The following is a 17,356-nucleotide window of genomic DNA, read 5'->3' on the forward strand; positions in this document are numbered from 1 at the left end:
TGATCGCTGTGCGAGATAGCGATCCTCCCAGTCGTGGCCGGGCCGAACGTCAGCCCCGCTGAGCCACGACTCAGCAGGTGAGCTGACCCAGCTCCGCTCCCCGCCTCCGCCCGGTCACCGGCCCCGCGCCGGACGACCGAGCCGCGCCGGGAGCCGCCCGGTCACGACTTCGTGTGCGCGTCCTGCCTACCCCTGCGGTCCCGCGACAACGCGGACCGTCGAGCCGCCACCGGAGCCTTCCCATGAGCCGTTACGTCGCCCCCCTGGGCTTCACCCTCGCCGCCGTCTGGGTTGCCGTCGTCTTCGTCCTCACCTCCGCCGGTCACTGACCGACCCCGCCCCACGCCGACCCCACGGGTCGACGCGGGCCGGGGCCGGTCAGATCAGGCGGGAGGACCACAGGAGACTCGTGGCGCCCGCGCAGAGGGCCAGCAGCAGCGCGATCCCGGCGTACCACTGGGTGATCTCGCGGGGCTCGGTGCGGAACCCTATCGAGCTGCCCATGTCCTGGTAGACCTGCTTGAGTTCGCTGACCGAGGCCGCCTCGTAGAAGTACCCGTCGGTGGTCTCCGCCAGGTCGGCCAGCGCCAGTCGGTCCACCGGCACCCGCTGGAGCTGCCCGCCGATGTCGACCTGGCCGGCGTCGGTGCCGAAGGCGATGGTGGAGACCGGCACGTTGGCCGCCTGGGCGGCGGCGGCGGCCTCCTCCACCGCCCGCCCGGAGGTGCGGAAGCCGTCGGAGAGCAGCACGATCCGGGCCGGCGGGATGCCCGCCGCGCCGTCGGCCGGCACCGACCGGATCGCCTCCAGGCAGGTGAACACCGCCTCGCCGGTCGCCGTCGCCTCGGCCAGCACCAACCCGTCGATCGCGCTGGTCACCGCGCCCCGGTCCTTGCCGGGCGGCACCAGCACGTTCGCCGACTTGGCGAACGAGACCAGGCCGAGGTTGTAGCTCTCCGGCAGTTCGCCGACGAACTGCTTGGCCGCCTCCTGGGCGGCCTCCAGCCGGTTCGGCGGCACGTCGTCGGCCTGCATGGACAGCGAAACGTCGATGGCCAGCATGACGGTGGCCCGCTCCAGCGGCTCCCTGGTGTCGATCGCCGGCCGGGCCAGGGCGGTGGACAGCACCAGCAGGCAGAGCAGGAACGCCACCGCCGGCACGTGCCGCCGCCAGCCCAGCCCCTTCGGCGCCAGGGTGCGCAGCAGGTCCACGTTGGTGAACCGCATCGCGTACGCCCGGCGGTGCAGCTGCCGCCACACGTACAGCGCGGCGAGGGCGAGCACCGGCAGCACGGCCAGCAGCCACCACGGTTGCAGAAAACGGATCATCGTGTCGTCCCCCGGGTGCGGGCGTGCCGCTGAGCGGCGACGAAGCGCACCATGTCGAGCAGCCAGTCGGTGTCGGTCCGCAGTCGCAGGTGGGCCGCTCCGGCGGCGCGGAGCTGGGCGGAGATCTCCGCGCGCTGGGCGGCGGCCGACTCGGCGTACCGACGGCGCAGCCGCGGGTCGGCGGTCTGCACCTCGTGCAGCTCCCCGGTCTCCGGGTCGACCACCGGCAGCACCCCCACGTCGGGCAGCTCCAGCTCGCGCGGGTCGACCACCTCGATCGCCAGCACGTCGTGCCGGACCCGCAGCTTACGCATCGGCCGCGCCCACTGCGGCGGCGGCGCGAGGAAGTCGGAGATGACCACCGCGACCCCCCGCCGGCGGGGCGGCCGGTTCAGCATGTCGACCAGCGCGCCCAGGTCGCTGCGCCCGGGCCGGATCTCGGTGCCGGCGATCGCCCGTAGCAGCCCCTGCGCCTCCTTCCGCCCGGACCGGGCGGGCAGCCGGACCAGCCGGCCGGGTCCGGGCGGCGGCGCGACCCGGCGGCGTCCGGCCGGGGCTGCCGCAGCGGCGCCACTGCCGACCACCGCCCCGATCCGGTTGCCGCCGCGCACGGTCAGGTGGGTCAGCGCGGCGGCGGCGGCCACCACCACGTCCCGCTTCAGCCATTGGCCGGTGCCGAAGTCCAGGCTCGCGGACAGGTCAACCGCGAGCCATGTCTCCAGCTCCCGGTCGGCGACCGTGCGCCGCACGTGCGGCGTCGTCGTGCGCGCGGTCACCGGCCAGTCCATCCGGCGTACGTCGTCGCCCGGGCGGTACTCGCGCGACTCCCCCGCCTCACTGCCCGGGCCGGGCAGCAGTCCGGCGTAGTCGCCCTGGAGCAGGCCGTCGAGCTTGCGGGTGACCATCAGCTGGAGCCGGGACAGCAGCGCGTCGCTGCGGGGGGCGGCGGGTGAGGGCGACCACCGCGTACCCCCGGTGGGGGTGGGTGAGGTCACGGCCGCTGCCCGGGCCACCCGGCGGCGGCCGGCGGCGGGCCGTTCGGGGTGGCCTGCTGGCGCGGGGCCACCGACGGCAGCGGGATGGTCGACATCACCCGGTGCACCACGTGGTCGGCCGGCACGTCGTCGGCGAGCGCGTCGTAGCTGAGCACCAGCCGGTGACGCAGGATGTCCGGCGCGATGTCCTGCACGTCCTGCGGGAGGGCGTAGTCCCGGCCACGCAGCAGCGCCAGCGCCCGGGCGGCCCGGACCAGTCCGAGCGAGGCGCGCGGGCTGGCGCCGTACTGGATCAGTTGCGCGACGTCGGGCATGCCGTGCTCGGCGGGGGCGCGGGTGGCCAGCACCAGCCGAACCGCGTAGTCGACCAGCGCGTTGTGCACGAAGACCTGGTCGGCCTTGCGCTGCAGCGCGATCAGGTCCTCGGTGTCGAAGACCCGCGTCGACTGCGGCGGGGTCACCCCCATCCGGTACACGATCTCCCGTTCCTCGGCGTCGGTCGGATACCCGACGACGATCTTCATCAGGAAGCGGTCCCGCTGCGCCTCCGGAAGCGGGTAGACGCCCTCCTGCTCGATCGGGTTCTGGGTGGCCATCACGAGGAACGGGTCCGGCACCCGGTGGGTCCGGCCGCCGATGGACACCTGCCGCTCGCCCATCACCTCCAGCAGGGCCGACTGCACCTTTGCCGGGGCCCGGTTGATCTCGTCGGCGAGCAGGAAGTTGACGAAGACCGGGCCCAGCTCGACGTCGAACTTCTCGCTGGACTGCCGGTAGATCCGGGTGCCCATGATGTCGGCGGGGACCAGGTCCGGGGTGAACTGCACCCGGGCGAAGGATCCGCCGACCACCTTGGCGAGGGTCTCCACGGCGAGGGTCTTCGCCACCCCGGGCACCCCCTCCAGCAGGCAGTGCCCCCGGGCGAGCAGCGCCACGAACATCCGCTCGACCATCCGGTCCTGGCCGACGATCACCCGCTTGATCTCGAACAGCGCGCGCTCCAGCAGCGTCGCGTCCTGAGCCGGGGTGGTCGTCGGCTGCGCCGATGTCGGGGGGGTGTCCGGCGCGCTGCCGTTCGGCGTCGGGGTGTCGGGCGTGGTCGGCTGGGCCACCGGTCCTCCACAGCATGATCGATTGTCGCGGCGTGGTGCGTGTCAAGACTCGCATGCCCGGCTGAGTGCCGAGGCGGGGAGAAGCCGTTTTCCGCCACGCCGTCCCACCGTCCCGAATCGCCGATCACGGGTTTACACCAGGGGGTCCGGCGTGTGTACCATTCACCCCGTCGCCGGGCGGCTCCCCCCGTGGCCGCCCGGCGCTCAGTCTTCTCGCCGCGCGCCTAGACTGGCCCGGATGAGCCTCCCCCTCCCCGCCGACGCGGCACCGATCTGCTCGGCCCGAGGCTGTCGCGCGCTCGCCGAGTGGGCACTGCGCTGGAACAATCCCCGCCTGCACACCGCCGACCGGCGCAAGACCTGGCTCGCCTGCGCCGACCACCGGGCCTCACTCGGCGACTTCCTCGACGCACGCGGCTTCCTTCGGGAGGTCACGCCACTGGCCGGATCGCCTACGCTCGACTGGTGAACGCGCAGAGCGGACCCTCCCGGTGACCGGCGACCCGGTCGGCGGCCCACCGGCCGTCCCACCCGGCCCGCACCCCGCGCCACCGCCGGCCCCGGCCCGGTCGGCGCCGTTCCCGCCGGGCCCGCTGGAGCCGTGGCCGGACACCGTGCGGTGGCAACCGGTGTCCGGCGACCTGATCTGGGTGGAGCTGCTGCGGCTGGCGGGGCTGCTCGGGGTGCTGCTGCTGGGTCTCGCCGTCGGTTGGGCGTTGAGCGGGCACTGGCTGTTCGGCGCCGCCCTCGGCGCGGTCGTGCTGGCCGGCGCGTGGCGAATCGTCGCCATCATGCGCGCGGTGCATGTCTGGGGGTACGCCGAGCGCGAGAACGACCTGCTGGTGCGACACGGGCTGCTGGTCCGCCGGCTGTCCATCGTGCCGTACTCGCGAATGCAGTTCGTCGACGTCAGCGCCGGCCCGCTGGAGCGGGCCTTCGACCTGGCCACGGTGCAGCTGCACACCGCCGCCGCGGCCAGCGACGCCCGGGTGCCGGGACTGCGCCCGGCGGAGGCGTCCCGGCTGCGCGACCGGCTCACCGCGCTCGGCGAGGACCGCGCGGAGGGCCTGTGAGCCAGGGCCAGCACCACACCGACCCCACCGGCGCCCCCCACCCCCCGCAGTTCCCGACCCCCGCGCCCGCCGTGCCGCCCACCGGCCCCCCGCACGGGCCCGAGGAGGCCGTCGCCCCGCCCGGCGGGCCGGGGCAGCAGCTCCCTGACCAGCAGGCCGGGGGCGGGGAGCCCCGGCAGCGGTTGCATCCGCTGAGTCCCGCGCTGCACGGGGCCAAGTCGCTGGTCGTGGTCATCGCCGGGCTGTCCTGGTCGACCCTGTCCCGGGTCGGCTTCAGCTGGTTCGCGGCGATGGTGGTCGTGCTGGCCCTCGGCGCGACCGTGCTCGCGGTGGTCAGCTGGTACAACACCGGCTACCACGTGGTCGGCCGCGAGCTGCGGGTGTACGAGGGCCTGCTCTGGCGGCGCACCCGGGCCATCCCGCTGGAGCGCCTCCAGGCCGTCGAGGTGGTCCGCCCGCTGCTCGCCCAGCTCACCGGGCTGGCCGAGCTGCGGTTGGAGGTGGTCGGCGGCGGGAAGACCGAGGCGCCACTGGCGTACCTGGGGGTGGCCGAGGCCGCCGCCCTGCGGCAGCGACTGCTCGCGCTCGCCGGCACCGGGGCCGCCCCCGGGCCCCAGCCGGCGACCACGGCGACGGACGGACCCGGGGTGGAGCACGCGGCCTCGCCGGTCCCGCCGGGGCGGGCGCTGCACGGCGTGTCGAATCGGGACCTGCTGGTCAGCCAGCTGCTCACCCCGCAGGCGTTCCTGCTCCCCCTCGGCGTGGCCTTCGTCGTGGCCCAGTTCCTCTCCGAGGGCTCCTGGTCGTTCATCGCGGTGGCGAGCACCCTCACCGCGATGGCCGGCGTGCTGCTGCAACCGGTACGCCGCGTCCTCGACGACTGGAACTTCCGGCTGGCCCGGGACGAGGGCACCCTGCGGATCCGCAACGGCCTGCTGGAGACCCGGGCGCAGACCGTGCCGCTGAGCCGGGTGCAGACGGTCGGGGTCACCTGGCCGCTGCTCTGGCGCGCCAAGGGCTGGCTTCGGCTGCGGCTGGAGGTGGCCGGCTACGCGGCCGGCGAACCGGACGACCGGAACCGGCCCGACCGGCTGCTGCCGGTGGGCGACGCGCACACCGGGGAACGGATCGTGACGGAGGTGCTGCCGGGGGTGCGGCTGAGCGGGCTGGCGACGAGCCTCCCGCCGGCCCGGGCCCGGTGGCTGCGCCCGCTGAGCCGCCGGGCCGTCGGCGCCGGGCTCGACGAACGGGTCTTCGCCGCCCGGTCCGGGCTGATCACCCGGCAGCTCACCCTCGTGCCGTACGCGCGGATCCAGAGCGTGCGGGTGACCCAGGGCCCGGCGCAGCGGCGGCTGCGGCTGGCGACCGTGCACGCGGACACCGCGGGCGGCGCGGGTGCCGCCGCCCTCGACCGCGACCTCGCCGAGGCGTGGTGGCTGGCGGCGGAGCTGACCGCGCGGGCGCAGGCCAGCCGCAACCCCGGCTGAGCCGGCCCAGCGCGGCCGGGACACCGGCCGCAACGGGTCCGACGGCAGCCGGCGCAGGACCCTCAGCGCACGGCCGGGACACCCGGCCGCAACGGGTCCGACGGCAGCCCGTGCAGGGGCCTCAGCGGGTGGCCGGGACCGCAGGAGGATCGCCGGCGGCGGTCCCGACCGGCTCCGGAGGGCCGCCCGTCGGCTCCGGACCGCCCTGGGGGTCGCCGGTCGGCTCCGGCCCGACAGGCGACCGGCGCGACCGACGGGCCGCCCACCAGCGCTCGGCCAGGCCGACCACGAGGAAGGTCATCCCCACGTACGCCCAGCCGACCAGCACGTCGATGACGTAGTGCTCCCCGGAGTAGACGAGGGTGAAGGTCATCGCCAGCGGGTACGCCAGCAGCAGCGGCCACCACCGGCGGCGGGTCGCCCCCAGGAAGAACAGCACCACGAACAGCGCCCACGCGGTGTGCAGCGACGGCATCGCGGCCACCGGGTTGGAGGCGACCTGCCCGGCGTTGAGCAGGTTGCCCGCGCCGTGCATGCCGAACGCCTTCCAGCCCCGGGTGGAGATCCGGGCCACTTCGGTGAGCAGGCCGTTCTGCGCCGCCCACCAGGGCGGGGCGGCCGGGTAGAGGAAGTAGGTGACCAGCCCGGCCGCGCAGAGGAATCCGAAGCGCCGCATGTACGCGGCCCACCGGCGCCGATTCCGCATCCAGAGCACCGCGGCGGCGGCGAGGGTCACCACGAAGTGGGAGAAGTAGACCCAGCTGGCGAGCACGTCCCACCAGCGCACCTCGGGCCGGTAGAAGTGCTCCTGCAACCAGACGGTCGGCACCTCGCCGCCGGTCGCCCAGCCGAACATGAACCGGTCGGCGACGATCAGCTCCATCGCGTGCGGGGTGGCGCCGTTGTCGGCGAACCCCCGGGACAGGTTGTAGGCCGCGAGGAGGAGCACCACCGGCACCCAGTCCCGGGCGAACAGCAGGTGGGCGCGCCACGGGCGGTGCGAGTTCCAGGCGACGGTGCCCGCCCAGATCCAGAGGAACGCGTACGCCGGGTCGGTGGGCAGGCCGATGCCGAGCCAGCCGGCCACGAAGGCGACGGTCCAGACCGACATGGCGATCACCCGGCGGCGACCGCCGTCGGGCGGGGCGGGCGGCGCGGGCGGTCCGGCGGGGGCGGGGGTCTGTGGGTCAGTCACGACGGCCATCGCCGTCCAGGTTAACGGCGGCACCGCGACCCGCCGACGGCGACCACCTAGGGTGGGCGCATGCAGGAGCAGTCGGAGCAATCCTTCGCGCCGGGCCTGTCGGCCCGGGTCGAGCTGACCGTGACCGACGCCGACACCGCGCGGGCCCTCGGCTCCGGCGACGTGCCGGTGCTGGGCACCCCCCGGGTGCTCGCCCTGGTCGAGGCGGCCACGGTCGCGGCCACCGCCGGCGGCATGCCGCCGGGCCGGACCACGGTCGGGCTCCGGGTCGAGCTGGACCACCTGGCCCCCACCCCGGTCGGCCGCACGGTGGCGGCGCACGCCCGGCTCGCCACGGTCGACGGGCGACGGCTGCGGTTCGAGGTGAGCGTCACCGACGGCGCGGAGACCGTCGCCCGAGGGCTGGTGGACCGCGTGCTGGTCGACCGGCAGCGCTTCGTCGAACGGGCCGGCGGGGCCCGGCCCGGCGCGCCGGCCGGCGGGGGGCCCGCCGACGCTCCGGCCGGCGGTCGCCCCGGTGGTGACCGCGCGGCGGCGGCCGGGTCGTGACGCTGCGGTTCGTCGAGGTCGCCGACGGGGTGCACGTGCTGCGGGAGCCACTGCTCGACGTCAACGTCACGCTGGTCGTCGGCGACGGCGCGGCGCTGGTGGTGGACACCCTCTCCACCGCCGGGCAGGCCGCCGAGCTGGCCGCCGCAGCCCGTGCGGTCACCCCGCACCCGTGGACGGTGGTGAACACCCACCACCACTTCGACCACTGCTTCGGCAACGCCACGCTCGCCGCCGACCCGCCCCGCCCGGTGTACGCGCACGAGGTCGCCGCCGCGGCGCTGCGCGAGCGCCCCGACGAGCTGCGCCGGGCGGCGTACGAGGAGATGCGCGGCGAGCGGCCGGGGCTGGCCGTCGAGCTGGCCGGCACGGCGCTGCTGGCCCCGACGAATGTCGTTCGCGGGGAGACGGTGCTGGACGTCGGGGGCCGGCGGGTGCTGCTGCGCCATCCGGGGCACGGGCACACCGACGCCGACCTGATGGTGCACGTACCGGACGCGGACGTGCTGGTCGCCGGGGACCTCGTCGAGCAGGGCGGGCCGCCGGCGTTCGAGGAGTCGTACCCGTTGCGGTGGCCCGACGCGGTGGCCGAGCTGCTGCGGCTGACCACCCCGGGCACGGTCGTCGTGCCGGGGCACGGCGAGCTGGTCGACCCGGAGTTCGTCCGGGCCCAGCACGGCGAACTGGTCGAGCTGGCCCGGCTGATCCGGGTCGGCCACGCCGGGGGCGCCCCGCCGGAACGGGTGGCCGCCGAGGCCCCCTTCGGTGCCCGCGCCGCCCTGTTCGCGGCCCGCCGGGGCTACGCCGAACTCGACGGCACCGTCTGACCCGACCGGGTCAGTCGGCGGGGCTGATGAGGGCGGCCAGGCGGGTCAGGTGGGGCAGGGCCTCCGTCAGGGCCCGGCGGGCGGCCGGGTCGAGGGCGGCGAGGGCGGCGGCGAGCAGCTCGGCGCGGTGCCGCTCGTAGTCGGCCATCCGCTGCCGCGCGGCGTCGGTGAGGCGCAACCGGACCAGCCGCCGGTCACCCGGGTCCCGCTCGCGGTGCAGCATCCCGGCGCCGGCCAGGTCGCCGACCAGGGTGCTCACCGTGTTCGGCGCGGTGCCCAGCCGCCGGGCCGTCTCCTTGACGCTGATGTCCGGGTGGGCGCGGACCACCAGCAGCAACTCCACCTGCGCCTCCGGCAGCGCCGGCCGGTTGGCCCGCCCGAGGGTCGAGCGGCGCAGCAGCCGGTGCAGCTCCGCCACGGCGGCGCCGAGCCGCGCGGGGGTCTCGTCGGTGGACACGAGTCACCTACTTCACAGCGCAATATCTCTGATGACAGAGCTAAGGTTACCCGGATCCGACTTCTTCTGGGGGCCCCGTGGCGCGTGTGGTGCAGTCGACCGGCAGTCCGACGCCGGTCACCGGTCGGCGGGGCTCCGGCGTACCGGCCCCCGGCGGGCGGACTGCGGCACCCGGGGTGCCGCCCCGGCGCGCCGGGGCACCGAGATCGGGGGCCGCCGACCGGGGCACCGGGATCGGACTGCTGGTGCTGCTCGGGGCGCTCACCGCCGTCGGCCCCCTCTCGCTGGACATGTACCTGCCGGCGTTCCCGGCCATGGCCGACGAGTTGAGGGCCAGCCAGGCGCAGATCCAGCTCTCGCTCACCACCTGCCTGATCGGCATGGCCCTCGGCCAGCTCGTCACCGGCCCGCTCAGCGACCGGTGGGGCCGCCGCCGGCCGGTGCTCGTCGGCCTGGTCGGGTACGCGCTGCTGGCCCTGGTCTGCGCGGTCGCCCCGAACGCCGGCACGCTCGCCGCGGCCCGCTTCATGCAGGGCTTCGCCGGCGGCACCGGCGTGGTGGTGGCCCGGGCGATCGTCCGCGACCTGTACGCCGGCCGGGCCGCCGCGAAGTACTTCTCCCGGCTCACCCTGATCTTCGGGGTGGCCCCGGTGGCCGCGCCCGGCGTCGGCAGCCTGGTGCTGCGGTTCGGGTCCTGGCGGGCGGTCTTCGTCACCCTCGCGGTGATCGGCCTGCTGCTCGCCGCCGCGGCGGCCTGGCGGCTGCCCGAGACACTTCCCGCCGAGCGGCGCAGCACCGGGGGCCTGGCCGGCATCGCCCGGACCATGGGGTCGCTGCTGACCGACCGGGTCTACCTCGGGTACGTGCTGACCCAGGGGCTGGCCTTCGCCGCCCTGTTCGCGTACATCTCCGGCTCGCCGTTCGTCCTCCAGGACGTCTTCGGCGTCTCCAGCGGCACGTTCAGCCTGATCTTCGGCCTCAACGCGCTCGCCCTGGTCGCCGCCGGGCAGGCCAACGCCCGGCTGCTCGACCGGTTCAGCCCGCGCGTCCTGCTGGTCGCCACCCTGCTGGTCGGCGCCGTGGCCGCCGTGGGCGTGCTGACCGGCGCGGTGGCCGGCAGCCTGTGGCCGCTCGCCGTGGCGTTGTTCGTCTTCGTCGGCACGATCGGCATGGTGATGCCCAACAGCACGGCGCTGGCGCTGGACCGGCACGCCGGCCACGCCGGCACGGCCGCCGCGCTGCTGGGGGCGCTCCAGTCGGTGATCGGCGCGCTGGCCGCTCCGCTGGTCGGGCTGGGCGGCGAGGGCAGCGCCGTGCCGATGGCGGCGGTGCTGGCCGGCGCCGCCGCGCTCTCCCTGGCCGCCGTGCTCACCCTGGCCCGGTCCGGTCGGCCGTAGGCAGCCGGGGTCGGGCCGGAGCCGGCCGGGATCAGCCGGCGAAGCGGCGTAGCACCTCGGCGCGGGTGGGCATGGCCACCGCGCCGCCGGGGGACTCGCAGACCAGCCCGGCGACCCGCAGCGCGAACGCGACCCGCCGGTGCCAGTCGGCCGGATCGGTCGGCTCGCCGTCGACCAGCAGGTCGGCGACGAGCGCCCCCATCACCGAGTCGCCGGCGCCGGTGGCGTCCACCGCGCGCACCCTGGGCGCGGGCACGCGTACCGGATCGGCGCCCGCGGCGGCGATCACCGCGCCGGCCGGGCCGAGGGTGACCACCACGGTCGAAGCCCCCAGTTCGCGCAGGTACGCCGCGACCCCCTCGACCGGCTCGCCGGGGTAGAGCAGCTCGGCGTCGGCGGTGCTCAGCTTGACCAGGTGGGCGGAGGCGGCGAACTCGGCCACCGTCTCGCGCAGGCCGGCCAGCGCGGCCGGCCCGTCGAGCAGCCGGGGCCGCACGTTCGGGTCGAAGACCCGCAGCCCGGGGGCGATCCCCCAGGCCCGGCGCGCGGCGGCCAGCACCGGCGGCCGGAGCAGCACGATCGACCCGCAGTAGACGACGTCGGCGCCCGCGACCAGCTCGGTGTCGAGGTCGTCGGGACCGAGCAGGCCGTAGGAGGGCGGCTCGCCGTAGAACCGGAAGTCGGGCTCGGGACCGGCGAAGGTGGCCACCGCCAGCGCGGTCGGGACGGGAACGGTCGCCACCCCGGCCAGGCCGACGCCCGCCCCGGTCAGGAAGTCGCGGATCCGCCCGGCCAGGACGTCGTCGCCGAGCGACCCGACGAACTGCACCGCACCGCCGAGCCGGGCGACGGCGACCGCCACGTTCAGCGGCCCGCCGCCGACGGCCTGCCGGTAGACCGGCTCGCCGGCGTACTCGGTGTCGAGCAGGTCGACCAGTGCCTCGCCGAGCACCACCGCGTATCCCATTCCGGTCCTCCGTCCACGCCGCGCGTCGAACGATCTTGTCGTACCAGGCTGGCACAGTACGCGCCACGACGAGCGCTGAAGCCACCGTATTGGCCTACCGGCGGGCGGGCGAGGCGAGGGGCTGCGAGACCCAGCCGCCGCCCGGCCGCGAGCACCTCGCCGAACTGACACATCGAGCACCAGCTATTGCGCGCCGTCGGCGTCCGTGGTGGGATGGCGCTTGCCGGGCGGTGCGGGGGCTGCCGTGCCGCCGGCGCCGGGTTCACATCCACGCGAGGGCACCGGTCCGCGAGTCGGACCGCGACGGCGCACGTACGCCGGCCATCCGCCGGGGCACGTCCGCCTCGACCGCCGTATCCGCGTCACAGCGGGGCGGGCGGCACTGCCGCCCCGCGTTGCCCGCGGGGCGCCCGCGTCCCGCGAGTGAGGAGAACCCGTGTCCCACCGTTCGCGTACGGCCGCGTTGCTCACCGCGGCCGCCACTCTTCTCATGGGCGCCGTCGCCCTGACGGCGGGGCCCGACCCCGCCGTCGCGCACGGCGCCGCGATGACCCCCGGCAGCCGGACCTACCTGTGCTGGAAGGACGGCCTCAGCCCCACCGGTGAGATCAAGCCGATCAACCCGGCCTGCACGGCGGCGGTCGCCCAGAGCGGGGCGAACTCGCTGTACAACTGGTTCAGCGTGCTGCGCTCCGACGCCGGCGGCCGGACCGTCGGCTTCATCCCCGACGGCAAGCTGTGCAGCGGCGGCAACCCCGGCTACACCGGGTACGACCTGGCCCGCACCGACTGGCCGCTGACCCACCTGACCGCCGGGGCCCGGCACAACTTCAAGTACAGCAACTGGGCCCACCACCCGGGCACCTTCTACTTCTACGTGACGAAGGACAGCTGGAGCCCGACCCGGGCGCTGGCCTGGAGCGACCTGGAGGAGCAGCCCTTCCTCACGGTGACCAACCCGCCGCAGAACGGCGGGGTGGGCACCAACGAGGGGCACTACTACTTCAGCGGCAACCTGCCGTCGAACAAGAGCGGCCGGCACATCATCTACTCGCGCTGGGTCCGTTCGGACAGCCAGGAGAACTTCTTCGGCTGCTCCGACGTGGCCTTCGACGGGGGCAACGGCGAGGTCACCGGGGTAGGCAACGGCGGCTCGCCCAACCCCACCACCCCCGCACCGACCACCCCGCCGCCGAGCCCGACGACTCCCCCGCCGAGCCCGACCAGCCCGCCGCCGAGCCCGACCACTCCGCCGCCGCACAGCGGGGACTGCATGGCGGTCTACAAGGTGGTCAGCGCCTGGTCCGGCGGATTCCAGGGCGAGGTCACGATCATGAACCACGGCGCGACGCCGTTCGCCGGCTGGAAGGCGACCCTGGTCTGGCCCAGCGGTCAGACGGTCAACAGCCTGTGGAGCGGCTCGTACACCACGTCCGGGTCGACCACGACGGTGACCAACGCGGCCTGGAACGGCACGGTCGCCCCGGAGGGGACGACCTCGTTCGGTTTCCTCGCCAACAGCCCCGGGGCCAACGCCCTGCCCACGGTGAGCTGCGCCCGGGCGTGACCCAGCCCGGGTGAACCGGGGCCCCCTGCCACGCGGCGGCAGGGGGCCTCCTCACCGGCTCAGCGGACCATGGAGCCGACCACCGGCTTGGTCAGCAGCGCGGACTGGTTGCGCTGGATGCCCGGGTCGAGCGTCTTGGCCACGAAGATCGCGTGCCAGATGCAGAAGATCAGCACCGTCCACACCTTGCGGGAGTGGTCGGCCTCCTCCCGCTTGTGCTCCTCCAGCAGCCGCATCGCGTACGACAGGTCGATCAGCTCGCCCGCGCCGGAGTTGGAGATCACCCAGCGGGCCCACTCGTACATCTCGCCGCGCAGCCACACCCGCGTCGGGGTGGGGAAGCCGAGCTTCCTGCGGTTGACGATGGCCGGGGGCACCACGCCCTGGAGGGCCTGGCGCATGGCGTACTTGGTGGCATCGGAGCGCGGCGGGAGCTTCAGGTCCACCGGGATGGTGGCCGCCACGTCGAACACCGCCCGGTCCAGGAACGGCACCCGGACCTCCAGCGAGTGCGCCATCGAGATCCGGTCGGCCTTGACCAGGATGTCGCCGCGCAGCCAGGTGTACAGGTCGACGTACTGCATCTTGGTGACGTCGTCGAGCTCGGCGCACTCGGCGTAGATCGGGGCGGTGACGTCGGTGTAGCGCACCGAGGGGTCGTAGCGGCGCATCAGGTGCTGCTTCTCCTCCTCGGTGAACATCCGGGCGTTGCCGTAGTAGCGCTGCTCGATCGGGGTGGTGCCGCGTTCCAGGAAGCTCTTGCCCTTCACCCCCTGCGGGATGGCCTTCGAGACCGCGCGCAGGCCCTTCTGCACCCCGCCGGGCAGGCCGTTGACCGTGCCGAGGGAGAGCGGCTCCCGGTAGATGGTGTACCCGCCGAAGAACTCGTCGGCGCCCTCGCCGGAGAGGACCACGGTGACGTGCTCGGCGGCCTTCTTCGCCACGAAGTACAGCGGCACCAGCGCCGGGTCGGCCACCGGGTCGTCCAGGTGCCAGACGATCTTCGGCAGGGCATCGATCATGTCCTGCGGCCCGATCTTGGTCGGCATGATGGTCACGTCGAGGTGCTGGGCCGATTCCTGGGCGACGTCGATCTCCGAGTACCCGGGGACGTCGTAGCCGACGGTGAAGGTGAGGATGTTCGGGTTGAACTCCCGGGCCAGGGCGACCACGGCGGTGGAGTCGATGCCGCTGGACAGGAACGAGCCGACCGGCACGTCCGAGCGCATGTGCATCCGGACGCTCTCGCGCAGCGTCTCCCGGATCTCGTGGTAAAGCCGCTGCTCGTCGCTGACCGGGGCCGGCCGGAACACCGGCCGGTACCACCGGCGCACGTCGATCCGGCCGCCCGGGGTCCAGGTCAGGTACTCCCCCGAGCCGATCCGGTTGATCCCCCGGTGCAGGGTGCCGGGCTCCGGGACGTACTGGAGGGTCAGGTAGTGGCTCAGGTTCGCCGGGTCGATCCCGGCGTCCCCGGCGTACGCGGACTGCGCGAACGGCAGCAGCGCCTTCTTCTCCGAGGCGAGGTAGAGCCCGTCGGCGGTCTCCAGGTAGTGCAGCGGCTTGATGCCGAAGTAGTCGCGGGCGCCGAACGCGCGGCGCTCCTGCCGGTCCCAGATCACGAACGCGAACATGCCGCGCAGCCGGGTGAGCACCTGCTCGCCCCAGAAGTGGTAGCCGGCGACGATCACCTCGCCGTCGCCGGCGGTTGCGAACTGGGCCCCGTAGGTGCGCACCAGCTCGTCGCGCAGCTCGATGTAGTTGTAGATCTCGCCGTTGAAGGTCAGCAGGTAGCGTCCGCCCGCGTACGGCAGGGGCTCGTGGCTGGACGCCACGTCGATGATCGCGAGCCGCTTGTGCCCGAACACCCCGTCCGCGTACTGGCCGGTCGCGTCGCCCACCACCTCGACACCTGTCTCGTCCGGTCCGCGGTGGTGCAGGCACTCCAACGCCCCCGCGATGTGGTCGCGGTGGGCGGCGGCGTTGCCGTTCGCGCTGAAGAAGGCCAGGAGTCCGCACATGCCGGTCATCTTTCCACGCGGCCGGGACCGATGTCGCAGGCACCGCAGGCACTCCACATCCGCGCGCGAGGGGTAGCGTCTGGGCCAGCGGCGTGGCGGAGGGAGCGGATCATGAGCGAGAAGCGAGCGGGCGACCAGCCTACGGGCGGAACCGAGCCTGTGGACGGCACCGAGTCACACGACCCGGACTTCCCGGAGGCGTTCCTGTCGTTCATGCGCCAGGGCTGGCGGGACACGGCCCTACCGGTCGGCCCCCGGGTGGAGGTGCCGAACCACGCCAAGCGGCGGGCCGCGCTCTCCGCGGCCTTCCCGGGCGAGACGCTGGTGATCCCCACCGGCGAGGAGAAGGTACGCGCCAACGACACCGAGTACCGGTTCCGACCGGGCAGCGACTTCGCGTACCTGACCGGCGACCACGACCCGGACGGCGTGCTGGTGCTGCGCCCGAACGGCTCGGGCCACGACGCCACCCTGTACACGCGGCCCCGGTCCTCGCGGGAGACCGACGAGTTCTTCCGCAGCCGGCACGGCGAGCTGTGGGTGGGCCGGCGGCAAACCCTGGCCGAGAAGTCGACCGAGCTGGGCCTGCCCACCGCCGACCTGACCGAGCTGGACGCGGCGCTGGCCGAGCTGGCGCCGGGGCGTACCCGGGTGCTGCGTGGCTTCGACGCCCGGGTGGACTCGGCCGTGCGCCCGTACGACGGGCCGCGCGAGGAGGGGCAGCCCGCCCGGGACCGGGAGCTGGCGATCGCGATCTCCGAGGCCAAGCTGATCAAGGACGAGTGGGAGATCGCCCAGCTCCAGGACGCGATCGACGCCACCGTGCGGGGCTTCGAGGACGTGGCCCGGGTGCTGCCGGCCGACCGGGCGGTCTCCGAGCGGCTGCTGGAGGGGATCTTCGCGCTGCGCGCCCGGCACGACGGCAACGACGTCGGCTACGGCTCGATCGTCGGGGCCGGCGAGCACGCCACGATCCTGCACTGGGTGCACAACCACGGCGTCACCCGGCCGGGCGAGCTGCTGCTGATGGACATGGGCGTGGAGAACCGCAACCTCTACACCGCCGACGTGACCCGGGTGCTCCCGGTCGACGGCCGGTTCACCCCGCTGCAGCGGCAGGTCTACGACATCGTGTACGCCTCCCAGCAGGCCGGCATCGACCTCATCAGGCCGGGGGTGCAGTTCAAGGACGTCCAGCTGACGTGCATGCGAGTGCTGGCCGAGGGCCTGCGCGACCTGGGCCTGCTGCCGGTGAGCGTGGACGAGGCGATGGACGAGAAGTCGACGGTCTACCGCCGGTGGACGCTGCACGGCTTCGGCCACATGCTCGGCATCGACGTGCACGACTGCGCGAACGCCCGCAAGGAGACGTACCGCGACGGCGCGCTCGGCGAGGGCTACGTGCTCACCGTCGAGCCGGGGCTGTACTTCCAGCCGGAGGACGAACTGGTCCCCGAGGAGCTGCACGGCATCGGCATCCGGATCGAGGACGACGTGCTGGTGACCGCGACCGGCGCGGTCAACCTCTCGGCCGGGCTGCCGCGCCGGGCCGACGAGGTGGAGACGTGGCTGGCCGAGCAGCGCGAGGCGGGTCCGCGCCTGCCCGGCTGATCCTCAGGTACGACCACGGCGGGCTCCGCCGCCGGTACGCGACGTTTCGACCGTCGACGGCACCGGTGGCGGGGCCCGCCGCCGTTTCCCCCTGCGGCACCTTCGTGCACGGCATCACCCGACTGCGGACTCCCGCCCGATCCGAGAACAATGCGGGGTTTTTTCGGATACGTCCTCCTCGTGAGGAACGCTCTCATACGGTGGGGATCAGAAGGCTGCAACCGATTTGTAGCTGGTCGCGCCCCTTCGGGCGGTGCGGCCCCGTCTGGTAGCAGGAGAGGGCGGAAGGTTCTGATGTCCAACGACGAAACGACTCCCGGCGGCGGGGTGCACGACACCCCGCCGACGAAACGACGGCGGGCTCTCTGGGTCGCCACCGGTGTTGCCGGCCTGACCGGCGTCGTCGGTCTGGCGGCGCTCGGCGGACTGGCCACCCGCGACGACAAGTCCGACGACGCGAACCGACTGTCGGATCAGCACTCGGCCACCGCGAAGCAGAACGTCAGCGACGCCGGCCGGGCCGACGAGGAACGCGGCAAGGAGAACGGCGGCCGGGATCCCGGCAAGCAGGACGACTGGAGCGATGCCGAGTGGTCCGGCCAGAACGACTCGTCCGGCAAGGACGATCGGCCCGGCAAGGACGACCAGTCCGGCAAGGACCGGGGCGGCCGGGGTGAGCGTGACGAGGAGGGCCGGGTTCGTGAGGTGCCCTGCGACGACGACGCACTGGTCGAAGCGGTGGTACGGGCCAACAACGAAC

The 17,356-nt window shown here is 74.2% G+C and carries 14 protein-coding genes and 2 pseudogenes; 9 read left to right on the forward strand and 7 right to left on the reverse strand.

Annotated elements, in window-relative coordinates; translation table 11 throughout:
- Window positions 1-378: 378 nt before the first annotated feature.
- From ABT023_RS19740 to ABT023_RS19750, 3 genes are read right to left on the reverse strand one after another with little or no spacing between them, the layout of a single operon-like run.
- Window positions 379-1,329 (reverse strand): VWA domain-containing protein, encoded by a 951-nt coding sequence (locus ABT023_RS19740; RefSeq protein WP_350887632.1) that lies wholly within the window; start codon window positions 1,327-1,329, stop codon window positions 379-381.
- Window positions 1,326-2,342, reverse strand: a complete 1,017-nt coding sequence (locus ABT023_RS19745) for a DUF58 domain-containing protein (protein ID WP_502890718.1) — start codon at window positions 2,340-2,342, stop codon at window positions 1,326-1,328. Before ABT023_RS19745 ends, ABT023_RS19740 begins: the two co-directional genes overlap by 4 nt.
- The gene (locus ABT023_RS19750) at window positions 2,321-3,436 is read right to left on the reverse strand and encodes an AAA family ATPase (protein ID WP_350887637.1); all 1,116 of its coding nucleotides are present in this window, start codon (window positions 3,434-3,436) and stop codon (window positions 2,321-2,323) included. The genes ABT023_RS19745 and ABT023_RS19750 overlap by 22 nt, the downstream gene beginning before the upstream one ends.
- A 238-nt stretch (window positions 3,437-3,674) precedes the next feature.
- On the opposite strand from ABT023_RS19750, the gene ABT023_RS19755 reads away from it, so the two are divergent.
- From ABT023_RS19755 to ABT023_RS19765, 3 genes are read left to right on the forward strand one after another with little or no spacing between them, the layout of a single operon-like run.
- Window positions 3,675-3,905: a hypothetical protein gene (locus ABT023_RS19755; protein WP_350887640.1), complete on the forward strand. Its 231-nt coding sequence runs from the start codon at window positions 3,675-3,677 to the stop codon at window positions 3,903-3,905.
- A gap of 22 nt (window positions 3,906-3,927) precedes the next feature.
- Window positions 3,928-4,509, forward strand: coding sequence for a PH domain-containing protein (locus tag ABT023_RS19760; RefSeq protein ID WP_502890719.1), 582 nt, complete (start codon window positions 3,928-3,930; stop codon window positions 4,507-4,509).
- Window positions 4,506-5,996 carry a PH domain-containing protein gene (locus tag ABT023_RS19765; protein WP_502890720.1) on the forward strand — a complete coding sequence of 497 codons (1,491 nt, stop codon included), beginning with the start codon at window positions 4,506-4,508 and terminating at the stop codon, window positions 5,994-5,996. The genes ABT023_RS19760 and ABT023_RS19765 overlap by 4 nt, the downstream gene beginning before the upstream one ends.
- 121 nt (window positions 5,997-6,117) lie before the next feature.
- Here the strand turns inward: ABT023_RS19765 and ABT023_RS19770 are convergent, their stop codons facing one another.
- The gene (locus ABT023_RS19770) at window positions 6,118-7,200 is read right to left on the reverse strand and encodes a phosphatase PAP2 family protein (RefSeq protein ID WP_350887642.1); all 1,083 of its coding nucleotides are present in this window, start codon (window positions 7,198-7,200) and stop codon (window positions 6,118-6,120) included.
- A 60-nt stretch (window positions 7,201-7,260) separates the two neighbouring features.
- Here ABT023_RS19770 and ABT023_RS19775 point away from each other — a divergent pair.
- Window positions 7,261-7,659 (forward strand): annotated as a pseudogene (locus ABT023_RS19775) (thioesterase family protein); the annotation flags it as partial.
- Between the two features lie 86 nt (window positions 7,660-7,745).
- Window positions 7,746-8,576: an MBL fold metallo-hydrolase gene (locus tag ABT023_RS19780; protein WP_350887644.1), complete on the forward strand. Its 831-nt coding sequence runs from the start codon at window positions 7,746-7,748 to the stop codon at window positions 8,574-8,576.
- 10 nt (window positions 8,577-8,586) lie between these two features.
- Here the strand turns inward: ABT023_RS19780 and ABT023_RS19785 are convergent, their stop codons facing one another.
- On the reverse strand, window positions 8,587-9,033 hold the full coding sequence (locus ABT023_RS19785) for a MarR family winged helix-turn-helix transcriptional regulator (RefSeq protein ID WP_350887647.1): 447 nt from the start codon (window positions 9,031-9,033) through the stop codon (window positions 8,587-8,589).
- 176 nt (window positions 9,034-9,209) lie between these two features.
- On the opposite strand from ABT023_RS19785, the gene ABT023_RS19790 reads away from it, so the two are divergent.
- Window positions 9,210-10,430, forward strand: coding sequence for a multidrug effflux MFS transporter (locus ABT023_RS19790; RefSeq protein WP_350887675.1), 1,221 nt, complete (start codon window positions 9,210-9,212; stop codon window positions 10,428-10,430).
- Between the two features lie 31 nt (window positions 10,431-10,461).
- Here the strand turns inward: ABT023_RS19790 and ABT023_RS19795 are convergent, their stop codons facing one another.
- A complete protein-coding gene (locus tag ABT023_RS19795) occupies window positions 10,462-11,397 on the reverse strand; it encodes a PfkB family carbohydrate kinase (protein ID WP_350887650.1) in 936 nt (311 codons plus the stop codon).
- 436 nt (window positions 11,398-11,833) lie between these two features.
- Here ABT023_RS19795 and ABT023_RS19800 point away from each other — a divergent pair, with 436 nt between their 5' ends.
- Window positions 11,834-12,964 (forward strand): lytic polysaccharide monooxygenase, encoded by a 1,131-nt coding sequence (locus ABT023_RS19800; RefSeq protein ID WP_350887653.1) that lies wholly within the window; start codon window positions 11,834-11,836, stop codon window positions 12,962-12,964.
- A 59-nt stretch (window positions 12,965-13,023) separates the two neighbouring features.
- On the opposite strand, the gene asnB is transcribed toward ABT023_RS19800, so the two are convergent.
- On the reverse strand, window positions 13,024-14,985 hold the full coding sequence (gene asnB / locus ABT023_RS19805) for an asparagine synthase (glutamine-hydrolyzing) (RefSeq protein ID WP_350887655.1): 1,962 nt from the start codon (window positions 14,983-14,985) through the stop codon (window positions 13,024-13,026).
- 111 nt (window positions 14,986-15,096) lie between these two features.
- Here asnB and ABT023_RS19810 point away from each other — a divergent pair, with 111 nt between their 5' ends.
- Both ABT023_RS19810 and ABT023_RS19815 read left to right on the forward strand, forming a co-directional pair.
- The gene (locus ABT023_RS19810) at window positions 15,097-16,596 is read left to right on the forward strand and encodes an aminopeptidase P family protein (protein WP_350887658.1); all 1,500 of its coding nucleotides are present in this window, start codon (window positions 15,097-15,099) and stop codon (window positions 16,594-16,596) included.
- Between the two features lie 294 nt (window positions 16,597-16,890).
- A pseudogene (locus ABT023_RS19815) lies at window positions 16,891-17,356 on the forward strand (hypothetical protein); the annotation flags it as partial.

Origin of the sequence: Micromonospora sp. NPDC002296 (assembly GCF_040296145.1) — a bacterium.
Classification (GTDB): domain Bacteria; phylum Actinomycetota; class Actinomycetes; order Mycobacteriales; family Micromonosporaceae; genus Micromonospora.

Excerpts from the sequence above, each read along its gene's own strand:
- ABT023_RS19740 (WP_350887632.1), bottom strand. The coding sequence starts at position 1,329 with ATGATCCGTTTTCTGCAACCGTGGTGGCTGCTGGCCGTGCTGCCGGTG.
- ABT023_RS19755 (WP_350887640.1), top strand. The coding sequence starts at position 3,675 with ATGAGCCTCCCCCTCCCCGCCGACGCGGCACCGATCTGCTCGGCCCGA.
- ABT023_RS19770 (WP_350887642.1), bottom strand. The coding sequence starts at position 7,200 with ATGGCCGTCGTGACTGACCCACAGACCCCCGCCCCCGCCGGACCGCCC.
- ABT023_RS19795 (WP_350887650.1), bottom strand. The coding sequence starts at position 11,397 with ATGGGATACGCGGTGGTGCTCGGCGAGGCACTGGTCGACCTGCTCGAC.
- asnB (WP_350887655.1), bottom strand. The coding sequence starts at position 14,985 with ATGTGCGGACTCCTGGCCTTCTTCAGCGCGAACGGCAACGCCGCCGCC.
- ABT023_RS19810 (WP_350887658.1), top strand. The coding sequence starts at position 15,097 with ATGAGCGAGAAGCGAGCGGGCGACCAGCCTACGGGCGGAACCGAGCCT.